The sequence below is a fragment of the Streptomyces sp. NPDC059499 genome (assembly GCF_042749285.1).
Classification (GTDB): domain Bacteria; phylum Actinomycetota; class Actinomycetes; order Streptomycetales; family Streptomycetaceae; genus Streptomyces.
In genome coordinates, this window is sequence record NZ_JBHYTT010000005.1 from 271,860 (window position 1) to 285,007 (window position 13,148).

9 protein-coding genes are annotated in these 13,148 nt (G+C 69.9%); 5 read left to right on the forward strand and 4 right to left on the reverse strand.

Annotation, left to right across the window (positions count from 1 at the left end):
- Positions 1-52: 52 nt before the first annotated feature.
- A complete protein-coding gene (locus ACFW9O_RS15365; protein ID WP_384609388.1) occupies positions 53-2,890 on the reverse strand; it encodes a D-alanyl-D-alanine carboxypeptidase in 2,838 nt (945 codons plus the stop codon).
- A gap of 164 nt (positions 2,891-3,054) precedes the next feature.
- On the opposite strand from ACFW9O_RS15365, the gene ACFW9O_RS15370 reads away from it, so the two are divergent.
- From ACFW9O_RS15370 to ACFW9O_RS15385, 4 genes are all read left to right on the forward strand, one after another.
- The gene (locus ACFW9O_RS15370) at positions 3,055-3,768 is read left to right on the forward strand and encodes a GPP34 family phosphoprotein (protein ID WP_351176867.1); all 714 of its coding nucleotides are present in this window, start codon (positions 3,055-3,057) and stop codon (positions 3,766-3,768) included.
- A 218-nt stretch (positions 3,769-3,986) separates the two neighbouring features.
- Positions 3,987-4,844: a helix-turn-helix domain-containing protein gene (locus ACFW9O_RS15375; protein WP_384609390.1), complete on the forward strand. Its 858-nt coding sequence runs from the start codon at positions 3,987-3,989 to the stop codon at positions 4,842-4,844.
- Positions 4,845-5,102: 258 nt separating this feature from the next.
- Positions 5,103-5,309, forward strand: coding sequence for a DUF397 domain-containing protein (locus ACFW9O_RS15380; RefSeq protein WP_351176861.1), 207 nt, complete (start codon positions 5,103-5,105; stop codon positions 5,307-5,309).
- Positions 5,310-5,888: 579 nt separating this feature from the next.
- On the forward strand, positions 5,889-7,472 hold the full coding sequence (locus ACFW9O_RS15385; protein WP_384609392.1) for a sodium:solute symporter family protein: 1,584 nt from the start codon (positions 5,889-5,891) through the stop codon (positions 7,470-7,472).
- Between the two features lie 97 nt (positions 7,473-7,569).
- Here ACFW9O_RS15385 and ACFW9O_RS15390 read toward each other — a convergent pair whose 3' ends face one another.
- Together ACFW9O_RS15390 and ACFW9O_RS15395 are read right to left on the reverse strand one after the other, a co-directional pair.
- A complete protein-coding gene (locus tag ACFW9O_RS15390; RefSeq protein ID WP_351176855.1) occupies positions 7,570-8,685 on the reverse strand; it encodes an ADP-ribosylglycohydrolase family protein in 1,116 nt (371 codons plus the stop codon).
- Positions 8,686-8,816: 131 nt separating this feature from the next.
- Positions 8,817-9,290 (reverse strand): carboxymuconolactone decarboxylase family protein, encoded by a 474-nt coding sequence (locus ACFW9O_RS15395; protein ID WP_384609395.1) that lies wholly within the window; start codon positions 9,288-9,290, stop codon positions 8,817-8,819.
- Between the two features lie 201 nt (positions 9,291-9,491).
- Between ACFW9O_RS15395 and ACFW9O_RS15400 the strand changes: the two genes are divergently transcribed.
- Complete coding sequence (locus ACFW9O_RS15400) at positions 9,492-10,427, forward strand: SDR family oxidoreductase (RefSeq protein ID WP_384609398.1); 936 nt, start codon at positions 9,492-9,494, stop codon at positions 10,425-10,427.
- 25 nt (positions 10,428-10,452) lie between these two features.
- Here the strand turns inward: ACFW9O_RS15400 and ACFW9O_RS15405 are convergent, their stop codons facing one another.
- Complete coding sequence (locus ACFW9O_RS15405; RefSeq protein WP_384609401.1) at positions 10,453-13,035, reverse strand: bifunctional FO biosynthesis protein CofGH; 2,583 nt, start codon at positions 13,033-13,035, stop codon at positions 10,453-10,455.
- Positions 13,036-13,148: the final 113 nt, after the last annotated feature.

Below are 13,148 nucleotides of genomic sequence, written 5' to 3' on the forward strand. Positions count from 1 at the left end.
GCCCCTGCCCGCCGCTGTGCGCGGCAGGGCAGGGACACGGGCAGGACCGCCGTCAGGTGATCCGGGTCAGCCTGTCGCCGAAGGCCGGTTCCGTCGTCCCGCTCTGGAGCGCGACGGGGGCCGAGACCTTCCCCGGGCCGGTACCGACCGTCAGTTCACCGACGACCGTGCCCGCCTTCGCCACGTGCGGGAGCGTTTCCCCGCCGTCACCGAGGTCGAGCTCCACCTGGAGCCCGCCCCAGCCGACCGCCTTCAGGTCCTTGGTGGAGACCACCGGTGTCCTCCCGCCGAGCCCGTCGTCGACGTAGCCGACGACCTGGCCCTTCTTGACGACGGTGGCGGAGTCGACGCCCTTCTGCGCGGCCTGGATCAGGCCGAGGCTGCTCTGTATGGCGCGCTGCAGTTTGGCGTCCAGCGTGCCGTCGACGTCCGCGCCCATCACCGCGCCGATGATCCGCCGGCTCTTCCCGTCGATGACCGTGTCCGCGGTCCAGATGAGGTTGCCGCCGGCCGGGGTGGAGGAACCGGTCTTGATGCCGCTGACACCGGGTTCCAGCAGGATGTTGTTGTTGTTGTAGATGGTCTTGCCGATGCCCGGGATCTCGGCCTGGGGCATGTTCACGATCTCGCGGAAGACGTCGTACTGCAGGACCGCCTTGGCCAGCTTGAGCTGGTCGGCGGGTGTGGACTCGGTCGAGGACTCGAGACCGCTCGGGTCCGTGTACGTCGACTTCGTCATCCCCAGGTCCTCGGCCGCCGCGTTCATCTTGTCGACGAAGGCCTCCACCGTCGTGGCGTCCCAGCGGGCGAGCAGCCGCGCCACGTTGTTCCCGGAGGGGATCATCAGGAGTTGGAGCATCTGACGCTCCGTGTACTTCTGCCCCTCCTGGATGGGCGCCGTCGACTCGTCGGGGCGGTTGGCCTCCTCGCCCGCCTTCTTGTCGACCTCGATCTGCTCACCGTCCTGCTTGCCGGTGATCGGGTGCTCCTTGAGGATCACGTACGCCGTCATGATCTTCGCGACGCTCGCGATCGGGGCGGTCTTCTCCGTGCCGTACGAGCCGATCGTGCCGACGCCCTCGACCTCGACGACGCCCTGGCCCTCTTCCGGCCACGGCATCTCCAGCTTGTCGCCGCCGAAGGTGTACGTGGGGTCGGCGGAAAGCGTCAGCGTGGGCTCGGGAAGGGGACGCACCGCCTGCGCGATCGCAAAGACGATCACGACGAGCAGCAGCAGCGGCGTCCAGATCTTGACCCGCCGGACCGCCGTGCGGACCGGGGTCTGCGGGGGCGGCGGGGTGTTCGTCAGCTCGGCGAGCAGGTCGAGCGGCGGCAGGGGCGGCATGGGCTGCTGCCGGGTGCGCTCGGCCTCGGTGAGCCCGGGAACGGCGCCGCCGGTTGGCCGGCCTGGCTCCGTCGTGCGGCCCGGGGCGAGGTCCGGGGTGACCGTGGGGCCGATGCGGGGCGCCGACGCGGACGCATCGGGCCGGCGGGGGGCGGGCGCCGGCGGCGGGCCCGCGTCGTCCGACCGCAACGGTACGAATTTGCTGGTCCGCTCGGCGGGGGCCTCGGGGGCGTCCCGCCGGGTGTCCCGGGGGAGCTTCAGCGCGGTCGTCGGCTGGTCGACCCGGCCGGGCCGCAGCGCCTTGAAGGCGGTGGTCGGCTGATCGATTCCTCGCTTGTCCTCGGCGGGCTCCGCCGGAACGGCCGCGTCCTCGGACTCGGCCTTCTCGCCCTGCTTCGCCTTCTCGGGGGTCTCGGCCTTCTCCGAGGTCTCGGCCTTCGCGGGGGTGGCCTCCTCGCGGGTCCTGGGCACGCGGGGCGCGTCGGAGGCCGCGCCGGTGTCCGCCGCCTCGTCCGTGTCCGACCCGGTCACAGCCTGGGACGCTTCGCCCGATGCGGGCTCGGCGTCCTGCTCGGGCGCGGAGTCGCCGGACTCGGAGTCCTCAGGTGCGGAGTCCTCGGGCGCGGAGTCCTCGGGCGCCGAGTCCTCGTCGCCGCCGCTCGCGACCCACGCCGCGACGGCGGCGCGCAGCCGCGCGTCGTTCGGCTCGGCCGCGGCGGAGGACTCGGAGGTGGTCCCACCAGCGGTTCCTGAGGCGGCGTCGGCGCCAGCCTCCGCGCGGGACTCCGGCTCGGCGTCGGACCCGGAAGCGGCTTCGGCTTCCGCTTCGGCTTCCGCTTCGCCTTCGGTTTCCGCTTCGGCTTCGGTTTCGGCTTCGGAGCGGGGTTCCTGCGCAGGTTCGGAGTCGGACGGGTCGGTCGGCGCCTCCGACCCGGCACCGCTGCCCGAACCGGCCTCGGCGGCCGGCGCGGAATCGGCGTCGGAGCCCTCGTCGTCCGAGGACCCGGCGTCGGCGTCGGCGTCGGTGTCGGAACCCTCAGGCGTGGGTTCGATCTCGGCAGCAGCGGCCTCGTCCGTCCCGGAGGGCACAGACGCCCCGTCCGGCCCGCCAGCCTCCTCGACCGCCTCGCGGGGCTCGGAGTCCTCCACAGGGGCCTTCACGCCCTCCACAGAGCCCGCTGAGCCCTCTGCGGCCCCGGAGTCGGAGCCGTCGGAGTCCTGAGCATCCGTTCCGGCCGCGTCCGTCTCGCTTTCGGTAACTGCCGGAGCAGCCGCAGACGCGTCCGCAGACACATCGCCGGACGCACCGCCGGACGCATCGGCCGGATCGTCGGCAGCGTCCGCGGAAAACGGCGCACGGAAGACCGCTGTCGCGGTGTCCGTCGCGGTGTCCGTCGTACTCCCGGTCTCCGCCGGAGCGTCCGGTTCGCGGAACACGGCGAGACGCGGATCGCGTCCCTCAGCCGTCCCCGACGACTTCCGCTGCTCCGAATTGTCGGGGGACTCGCCCGCCACCGATGCCTCCTCCATGCGCCGCGGGGACATGCCCGCACTGTCCGAACCATCTACCAGTGTCCTGTGTGAACCCTTGGCTGGGCCGCTAGACGAGAACGACATACCTAACGGTTCCCTCACAAAGCACCCAGGCGCCCTCGACAGACCAATGTGAGAGGGGTCACCCTGTCATTCATCCACGCGGGGAGGCATGGATGGGCAGGAGCCGCAGAACAATTCCGGAGGAGCTTCTGTTGCTCGCTCTGGACCCGACCACGGGTACCACAGCGCAGCCGCAGTCGCTCGACCTCGGCCTGGCCGGGGCACAGCTAGTAGAGCTGGCTCTGGCAGGACGGATAGCCCCTGACGGGGATCGTATCGCCGTGGTGATGCCACGGCCGACAGGAGATCCGACTCTGGACTCCGCACTGGAACTGCTGCGCCGTCGCGGCAGCCCGGTCCGGGCCGTCCACTGGATCGGCGGACCCCGACTGGGGCTTCGCCAGATCTACCTCGCTCATCTGGAGCGGTGCGGCATGGTGCATGCCGTGGCGGGCCAGATGTGCGGAGTGCTGCCGACGACTCGCTACCAGGCGACGGACACGGCAATAAGCCGGGACATCAGAAACCGGCTGGACAGTGCGATCCGCACCGGCGTACCGCCGGACCCGCGGACCGCGGCGCTCGCCGCGCTGGCCCATGCGGTCGGACTCGGCAAGCACCTGTACCCCGGGAACGAGGGGCGCTCTTCGCGCTCCCGGCTCCGGGACCTGATCAGACACGACCCGATGGGCGGCCTCGTGGCGCATGCCGTGATGGACGTCCAGAACGGCGTGGCCGTACAGCCGCGCCGTAATCAGCAAGCGGCAGGCGTGCCGTTGCAGCCGCAAGCGCGTCGCGGCAGCATGGCGCACACCTCCGTGCACTGACCGCGCGGAGCATCTCGCGGAGAATCGAATACCGCCGCACCGACGTCCCCACAGACCCGGTTCGGGAGCCGCACCACGCGCGGGGCAGCCGGATCCACCGGCTGCCCCGCGCGCTTGTGTGTGGCCGTTTTCCAGCGCGCCCACGGCCAGGGGTGGCAATCTGCTGAGCAGTAGATACGCACAGCTACAAGAGCTGCATAGCCGGAGGTGCCGTTTCCGTGCCGACCAACGTCAATCCCACCGTCAGGCGACGCCGGTTGGGCCAGGAATTGCGCCGCCTTCGCGAGATCAAGGGCATGACGGCCGAGGAGGTCGCGGAGAGGCTGCTGGTCTCCCAGTCGAAGATCAGCCGCCTGGAGAACGGCCGCCGTTCGATCAGCCAGCGCGATGTCCGGGACCTCTGCGGCGTGTACGAGGTCGAGGACCACCGGATCGTCGACTCGCTCATGCAGATGGCCAAGGACTCCCGCCAGCAGGGCTGGTGGCACGCGTTCGGCGACATCCCGTACAGCGTCTACATCGGCCTGGAGACGGACGCCGAATCGCTCCGGGTGTACGAGCCCCAGGTCGTCCCCGGCCTGCTGCAGACCAGGCAGTACGCAGAGGCGCTGATCACCGGAGCGCTCCCCGAGGCGCCGCCGACCGACATCGAGAAGCGGGTCAACGTCCGGGCCAGGCGCCAGGACCGCATCAACGCTCCCGAACACCCCCTGAGGCTGTGGGCGGTGATCGACGAGTCGGCGCTGCGCCGGCTGGTCGGCGGCAAGCAGGTGATGATCGAGCAGCTCGAGCACCTCATCGAACAGTCTCAACTCCCGCACGTGACCGTACAGGTGCTGCCGTTCGAAATGGGAGCACATCCGGGCATCAACGGGCAGTACGCCATTCTGGAATTCCCGGACGCCGCGGACTCCAGCGTGGTGTACATCGAAGGCGTCACCAGCGACCTGTATCTGGAGAAAGCGAATGACGTGCAGCGATACAGCGTCATGTACGAGCATTTGCGGGCCCAGGCACTGAATGTGGAGCAGACCCGCCAATTCATCAGCGGCATTGCCAAGGAGTACACCGGCTGAACAACCATCGGGGCCCCGCCGGGGACCCATCGAAATCAGACACGGCCATGAAGTCTGATTTGCGAGAAATGCAGGGATGTAAGGGAGGCGGCGGCGGGAATATACACCGCCACCGCCTCACCCCGGAAGACCTGCATGGAATATGCCATCCGGTCGAGTGAACGGCCGCGCCACTCAGCGATGTTGGCGAGTAGCGTCGATCACGCCAACAGGAACGAAGTTGGTGTCCCTCACACAACTCTCTGAACCGGAGTGAACATGGCTATTCTTCAGGGTGCTACGGAAATGTGGACAAAGTCGTCGTACTCCGGCGGCAACGGAGCATGCGTCGAGGTCAAGTCCCCCGTCGCGCGGGCCATTGCCGTACGCGACTCGAAGGCCCCCGAGGGCCCTTCGCTCACCTTCGTCCCCGGCGCGTGGAACGCATTCGTGCGCGATGTGGCAGAGGGTGCCGTCGGCGCCTGACCGGCGTCGGACCGGCGCCTGCGCCGGTCGCCGCGCACCACTGACAGGAGCCCTCTCGACTGGTCCGCCGTCCTGGCCGAGGGGGCTCGGCCCGCTCGACGCCTCGACCCGCTCCACATCGCGACCTGCTGGAACATCTCGGCCGCCCCCACGTTCGCGCGGCCGATCGGTGTCAAGCACGTCAGCACTCGAAGGCCTCCGACACGCAAGACCTTCAGCGCTTCGGACCCCGGTTCTTCAGCTCTCCTCCTTCTCCGGCCGCACGGGACCCGCATCCCGTGCGGTCGTTCTGCGTTCTCTGCGCTCCTGCTTCGTTCCTGTCTCTGCACAGCCTGACGAAGTGCCCGCTCATCGTGTGGCCGCTGTCACGTTCACTACAACGCCCCGCAAGGTCAAGAACGAGTAAAATCGTTCGCCTTACTGATCCGCGTTCACATCCCTGATCACGAAAAACCTTGACCGAGGACCCGAACAGGCGGTTCAATCCCCAAAGTCCCCGTTCCCGCACGGGGGCCCCGCTGAACGGCCGTACTGACGAAGTGCGTTCCCGTTCACAAGGCGGACCCCTGGAGGGGGCACATGAACAGTCTCGACTGGGCCGTGCTCATCGGATACTTCGGTGTGATGGTCGCGATCGGACTCTGGTCGCACAAGCGCGTGGACAATGTCAGCGACTTCTTCACGGCCGGCGGCAAGATGCCGTGGTGGCTGTCGGGCATCTCGCACCACATGTCCGGCTACAGCGCGGTGATGTTCACCGGCTACGCCGGCATCGCGTATCAGTACGGTGTCACGTCCTTCGTGACCTGGTCGCTGCCGATCGCCATCGGCATCGGCATCGGCGCGAAGCTCTTCGCACCGCGGCTCAACCGGCTGCGCTCGCGGCTGCATGTCGCATCGCCGCTCGAATACCTGAAGAACCGCTACAACGTCCAGACCCAGCAGGCCCTGGCCTGGTCCGGTCTGCTGCTGAAGATCGTGGACGTCGGAGCCAAGTGGGCGGCCATCGCCACGCTGCTCTCGGTCTTCACGGGTATCTCCCTGACCCAGGGCATCTTCATCACCGGCGCCATCACGGCCGTCTACTGCACGGTCGGCGGACTGTGGGCCGACGCGCTCACCGAGCTCGGGCAGTTCATCATCCAGCTGTTCGCCGGTATCGCCATGCTGGTGATCGTCATGAACGAGCTGGGCGGCTTCAGCTCCCTGTGGACGGTCTGGGACAAGCTGCCCGAGGGGCACACCGACCCGACGGCCGGCCCGTACACCACGACCTTCCTGCTGGCGTACCTGTTCATCAAGACCTTCGAGTACAACGGCGGCATGTGGAACCAGGCCCAGCGCTACATGGCCACGGACTCCGCACGCTCCGCGACCCGTTCGGCACGTCTGTCCGCGATCCTGTGGCTGGTCTGGCCGGTCATCCTGTTCTTCCCGATGTGGGTGGCACCGCTGCTCGTCGAGGCCAAGAAGCCCGACGCCTCGGACAGTTACGCCCTGATGACCGAGCAGCTGCTGCCGCACGGTCTGCTCGGCCTGGTCGTCGTCGGCTTCTTCTCGCACACGATGGCCATGTGCTCCTCCGACGCCAACGCGATCTCGGCGGTCTTCACCCGGGACATCGCGCCGGTCTTCTCCAAGGCGGCCCGCACCTGGAGCAATCGCAGCGGTCTGCTGGCCGCGCGGCTGTCCACGCTCGCCTTCCTCGGCCTGTCGATGGCGCTGGCGACGCAGATCAACTCGCCGACGTTCAAGGACATCATCTCGGTCGTCATCAAGTGGGTCGCCGGTCTGATGGGCCCGATCGCCATCCCGTTCATGCTGGGCCTGCTGCGCAGGTTCCGCAGGTCGGGGCCGACGGCGGCGCTCACGAGCTGGGCAGCCGGTCTGCTCGCCTTCTACCTCACCAACTACAACTTCGACGGCTCGGTGAAGACCGACGTCGCCCTGCAGTACCAGGTGGCGCTGCCGCTGGCGATCTCACTGGTGCTCTACATCGTCATCGGGTTCATCAAGCCCGAGGACACCCCTGAGCGCGACGCGCTCATCGAGATGATCAACACGGATGGCGGGGGCCCGGACGGCGAAGCCGGCGCAGTCGCGGTTCCGGCGCAGAAGACGGGTCCGGACGGCACGGCGGTCCCGGAGGCTGTGAAGGACTGACCGTCGTCCCGGCAGGGACGCACGAACGGTGGGCGGGCGCGGCGGCGTCCGCCCACTGCTGTCCGCCCGCAGCTGTCGGCGCTTCCTCCCGCTTCCCTCAGTCCCGCGGGTAGCGGCTCAGCCAGCCGGGAGCGACAGCGGTCGGACTGTGCAGGGCGGGCCCCTGCGTCATCTCCATCGCGAAGTCGTCGGCGAGCTCCAGCACGGTCGAGCGCCCCTCGAGTTCGGCCAGCCAGGCCGGCGGCAGCGCCGTCTCGCCGTGCAGCGCCCCGAGAAGGGCCCCGCAGACGGCCCCGGTGGCCGCGGACGGCCCGGAGTGGTTCACGGCGAGGCGCAGCCCGTGCCGCACGTCCTCGCCGACCAGCGCGCAGTACAGCGCCACGGCGAGGACCTCCTCCGCGGAGTCCGTGTCGCCCAGCGCCTCGATGAGGGCGGGCCCGGGAATGCCCTGCCGTACGGATCCGAGGGCCTGCCGCAGGGCTTCCGTGACCTGCTCGTTGCCCGGCCGGTCGGCGAGCAGCGCGAGCGCGTGCTGGACCGAACCGTCCAGGGTCTCGCCGCGCGCCAGGCCGTGCACCAGGACGGCGAGGGCTCCGGCGGCCAGCTGGGCGGTGGCATGGCCGTGGGTCTGGGCAGCGCACTCGACGGCCAGTTGGAGGACGAGATGCGACTCCCACCCCACGAGCAGCCCGAAGGGCGCGGAGCGGGTGAGGGCGGCCGAGTCTCGGGCCGCGGGGTTCTTGGGCACGGCGAGCGTGCCCATGGTGCTGTCGCCGAGACCGACGAGGCACTCCCGGGTGGGTGCGCGGCGGGTGTACAGCCACTCCTCCCGGGCGAGCCATCCGTTGTCCTTGCGGCGTTCGTCGGGTCCCCAGGCGCTCTGCGTGGCCGCCCAGCGCAGATGCGCGCGGTGCACGTCGGTGGGCGGGTGCCAGGCACCGGTGTCACGTCGGACCTGGGCGCGTATCAGCCCGTCGACGGTGAAGAGGGTGAGCTGCGTGACGGCGGTGACTGCCCCGCGCCTGCCGTGCGCGGGGACGAAGTCCACGACGCCGTCGACACCGTGGGCGGCACGGATCTGTTCCAGGGTGAGCCCGGCGACACCCGCCCCGAGCGCGTCGCCGACGGCACCTCCGAGCAGCGCCCCGCGCACCCGGCTGCGGAAGTCCTGCTGCTCCGCACGGCCCCAGACAGCTGTGGTCCCTGTGCTCACCGTGCCCCTTCCCATCCGTTCACCGGCGTGCGACTGCGCAAGCACTGTAATCGAACTGGAAGAGCTGGTTCAGGGCCGGAACGGTATGTGCGGAGAGTGCGGCGCCGGCCGGCGGCGCCGCACTGTCCGGGTTATCCGAACTGCCCGGGCTGGTAGTCACCGGCGGGCTGCTGGACCATGACGTTGATGCGGTTGTAGGCGTTGATGACGGCGACCAGGGACACCAGGGCGGTGAGCTGCGCCTCGTCGTAGTGCTTGGCGGCGTTCGCCCATGCCTCGTCCGTGACGCCTCCGGCCGCGTCGGCGATGCGGGTGCCCTGCTCCGCCAGCTCCAGGGCGGCGCGCTCGGCGTCGGTGAACACCGTGGCCTCCCGCCACGCCGCGACGAGGTGGAGCCGCGTCGGGGTCTCCCCCGCGTGCGCCGCGTCCTTGGTGTGCATGTCGGTGCAGAACCCGCAGCCGTTGATCTGGCTGGCGCGGATCTTCACCAGTTCCTGCGTCGTGGCCGGCAGCGGCGAGTCCGCGACCACCTTTCCCGCCGAGTTGATGTGCTTCAGGAACGTGGCCACGTCCGGGTTGCCGAAGAGGTTCAGTCGAGCGTTCATCGTGTCCTCCTGCGCTGTTGCTGATGTCTGCACCTCTGTGACGGATTCAGCCCGGCGGGATGTGACACGCCCGGATGTGATGCCGGACACCGAAGAAACAGGACACAAGGCGTCGGGTTTCACGTCGAGCATGGTTTCACCGGCCGTCGACGACGGACCCGGACCGGGCCGTACAGGCAGATCAGGACCTCAAGGGGATTCATGTCCGACACATCGACCACATCGGAACCGCCGCTCCGAGGGAAGATCGCCCTGGTCGCAGGGGCCACCCGGGGCGCCGGGCGCGGCATCGCGGTCCAGCTCGGCGCGGCAGGTGCGACCGTCTACGTCACCGGCCGCACGACTCGGGAGAGGCACTCGGAGTACGACAGGCCGGAGACGATCGAGGACACCGCGGAGCTCGTCACCGCGGCGGGCGGAACCGGCATCGCCGTGCCGACCGATCACCTGGTGCCCGAGCAGGTCCGTGCGCTGGCCGGGCGCATCGACGCCGAACAGGGGCGGATCGACGTGCTCGTCAACGATGTCTGGGGCGGCGAGCGGCTGTTCGCGTTCGACAAGCCGGTCTGGGAACACGACCTCGACGACGGACTGCGCCTGCTCCGGCTGGGCGTGGAGACCCACGCGATCACCAGCCATTTCGTGCTGCCCCTGCTGGTGCGGCAGCCGGGCGGGCTCGTGGTCGAGATGACCGACGGGACAGCCGAGTACAACGCGGCGAACTACCGCAACTCCTACTTCTACGACCTGGTCAAGAACAGCGTGCTGCGTACGGCGTTCGTGCTCGCCCACGAGCTGGGACCGCATGGCGGGACGGCGGTGGCCCTCACCCCGGGCTGGCTCCGCTCGGAGATGATGCTCGACACCTTCGGCGTGGCCGAGGAGAACTGGCGCGACGCGCTGGGCGACGTGCCGCATTTCTGCGTCTCGGAGAGCCCGGCGTACGTCGGGCGCGCGGTCGCGGCCCTGGCCGGTGACGCCGGCCTCGCCCGCCGGAACGGACAGTCGCTGTCGAGCGGGCAGCTCGCCCGGGAGTACGGCTTCACCGACCTCGACGGGTCCCGCCCCGACTGCTGGCGCTATCTGGTCGAGGTCGTCGACGCGGGCAGGCCGGCCGACGCGACGGGGTACCGGTGACGCCCGTACGCCGGCCGGCAGAGCCTCAGCCCTCCAGCACCGGCAGAAGTTCGGGCAGGTGCCCGTCCGACGCCGCCGCGGCCCGGACGCGCTCCTCGGGCACCTCGCCGTACAGCGTCGTACGCGGCTTCGCCGGCCGCCCCGCGAGGTCGGCGATGGCGACGAGGTCCTGGACGGACCGGTACGAGCCGTAACCGGAGCCCGCCATCCGGGAGATGGTCTCCTCCATCAGCGTGCCGCCGAGGTCGTTGGCCCCCGAGCGCAGCATCTCGGCCGCGCCCTCGGTGCCGAGCTTCACCCAGCTGGTCTGGATGTTGGTGATGTGCGGGTGGAGGAGCAGGCGGGCCATCGCCGTGACGGCCCGGTTGTCACGGTCGGTGGGACCGGGGCGGGCGATCCCGGCCAGGTAGACCGGGGCGTTGGTGTGGATGAAGGGCAGCGTCACGAACTCGGTGAACCCGCCGGTCTCCTGCTGGAGGCGGGCGAGCGTACGGAGGTGGCCGAGCCAGTGCCTGGGCTGGTCGACGTGCCCGTACATCATGGTCGAGGACGACCGCAGCCCGACCTCGTGGGCGGTCCTGATGACGTCCAGCCAGGTGGCGGTCGGCAGCTTGCCCTTGGTGAGGATCCAGCGGACCTCGTCGTCGAGGATCTCGGCCGCGGTGCCGGGGATCGAGCCGAGTCCGGCCTCCTTGGCCGCGAGCAGCCAGTCGCGGATGGACATGCCGGTGCGGGTCGCGCCGTTCACGACCTCCATCGGCGAGAACGCGTGGACGTGCATACCGGGGACGCGCTCCCGTACGGCCCGCGCGATGTCGAAGTACGCGGTGCCCGGCAGGTCCGGGTGGATCCCGCCCTGCATGCACACCTCGACCGCGCCGACGTCCCAGGCCTGTGCGGCACGGTCGGCCACCTGGTCCAGGGAGAGGGTGTACGCGTCGGCGTCCGTACGCCGCTGCGCGAAGGCGCAGAAACGGCAGCCGGTGTAGCAGACGTTGGTGAAGTTGATGTTCCTCGTGACGATGTACGTGACGTCGTCGCCGACCACGTCACGGCGCAGCGTGTCCGCGATCCGGCACAGCTCGTCCAGCGCCGGCCCGTCCGCGTGGAGCAGGGCGAGCGCCTGGTCGTCGGTGAGCTTCGTCGGGTCGTCGGCGGCCTGGCCGAGCGCCTGGCGCACGTCGGCGTCGATGCGGGACGGGACCATGCCGGGGGCGGCGGCCTCCCGGAGCGCCTCCCAGTCCCCGTACACCTCGTCGAAGTCGTCACGCCGGTCGCCGGTGCGGCCCTCGGTGTCGATGGTGCGGTGCAGGTCGGTGCGGCCGGAGGCGTTGAAGCCCTCGTCGGGCTCCTGCCAGGGCAGCCCGGCGGGAATCACCCCTTCCTTCGCCAGCCCGGTCTCGGGGTCGGCGAGCGCCCGTACGTGCGGGACGAGGCGGGGGTCGAGCCAGGGCTCGCCCCGCTGGATGAACTCCGGGTAGATCGTGAGACGTTCACGCAATTGAAATCCGGACTCGGCGGTACGGGCGGCGAGTTCGTCGATGTGCGGCCAGGGCCGCTCCGGGTTCACATGGTCGGGCGTGAGCGGTGACACGCCGCCCCAGTCGTCGATGCCCGCGCCGATCAGCAGGGCGTACTCGGCGTCGACGAGGTTCGGCGGGGCCTGGATGCGGGCGGAGGGGCCCAGGATGTGGCGGGCGACGGCGATCGCCGCGGCCAGCTCCTCCAGTTCCGCGTCCGGCATCCCGCGCATCGCGGTGTCCGGCTTCGCGCGGAAGTTCTGGACGATGACTTCCTGGATGCCGTGATAGGCGCGGGCCGTCCTGCGCAGCTCGAACAGGGAGTCGGCGCGCTCCTCGTACGACTCGCCGATCCCGATCAGGATGCCGGTGGTGAACGGGACGTTGGAGCGTCCGGCGTCCTCCAGTACCCGCAGCCGGACGGCCGGCTCCTTGTCCGGGGACCCGTGGTGCGGGCCGCCCTTCTCGGACCACAGCCGGGTCGCCGTCGTCTCCAGCATCATGCCCATGGACGGCGCGACGGGCTTGAGCCGCTGCAGATCGGTCCAGGTCAGCACCCCGGGGTTGAGGTGCGGCAGCAGCCCCGTCTCCTCCAGCACCCGGATCGCCATGGCGCGGACGTAGGCCAGGGTGTCGTCGTACCCCTCGGCCTCCAGCCACTCCCGCGCCTCGGGCCAGCGGTCCTCCGGCCGGTCCCCGAGCGTGAACAGTGCTTCCTTGCAGCCCATTTCGGCACCCTTGCGGGCGATGTCGAGAACCTCGTCCGGCGACAGGAACATCCCGTGGCCGGCGCGCTTGAGCTTGCCGGGCACGGTGACGAAGGTGCAGTAGTGGCAGGTGTCGCGGCAGAGCCGGGTCAGCGGGATGAAGACCTTGCGGGAGTACGTGATCACTCCCGGGCGGCCCGCGGCGTCGAGCCCCGCGTCCCTCACCCGGGCCGCCGACGCGGCGAGATCCGTGAGGTCGTCCCCCCGCGCCTGGAGCAGTACGGCGGCCTCGGCCATGTCGAGGGCGACTCCGTCGCGGGCGCGGCGGAGGGCGCGCCGCATGGCGTTGGTGGTCGGGCGTCCGAGCTGGGGATCGGTCATGAACCGAGCATACGAGCGACGTACCCCGCCCGGATCAGGGCCTCGGTCCGCAGCAACCGTCCGGCCCCTCCTGGCGCCTTGACCGTTATGCCGTACTTGCCCCGTAGGGTCGG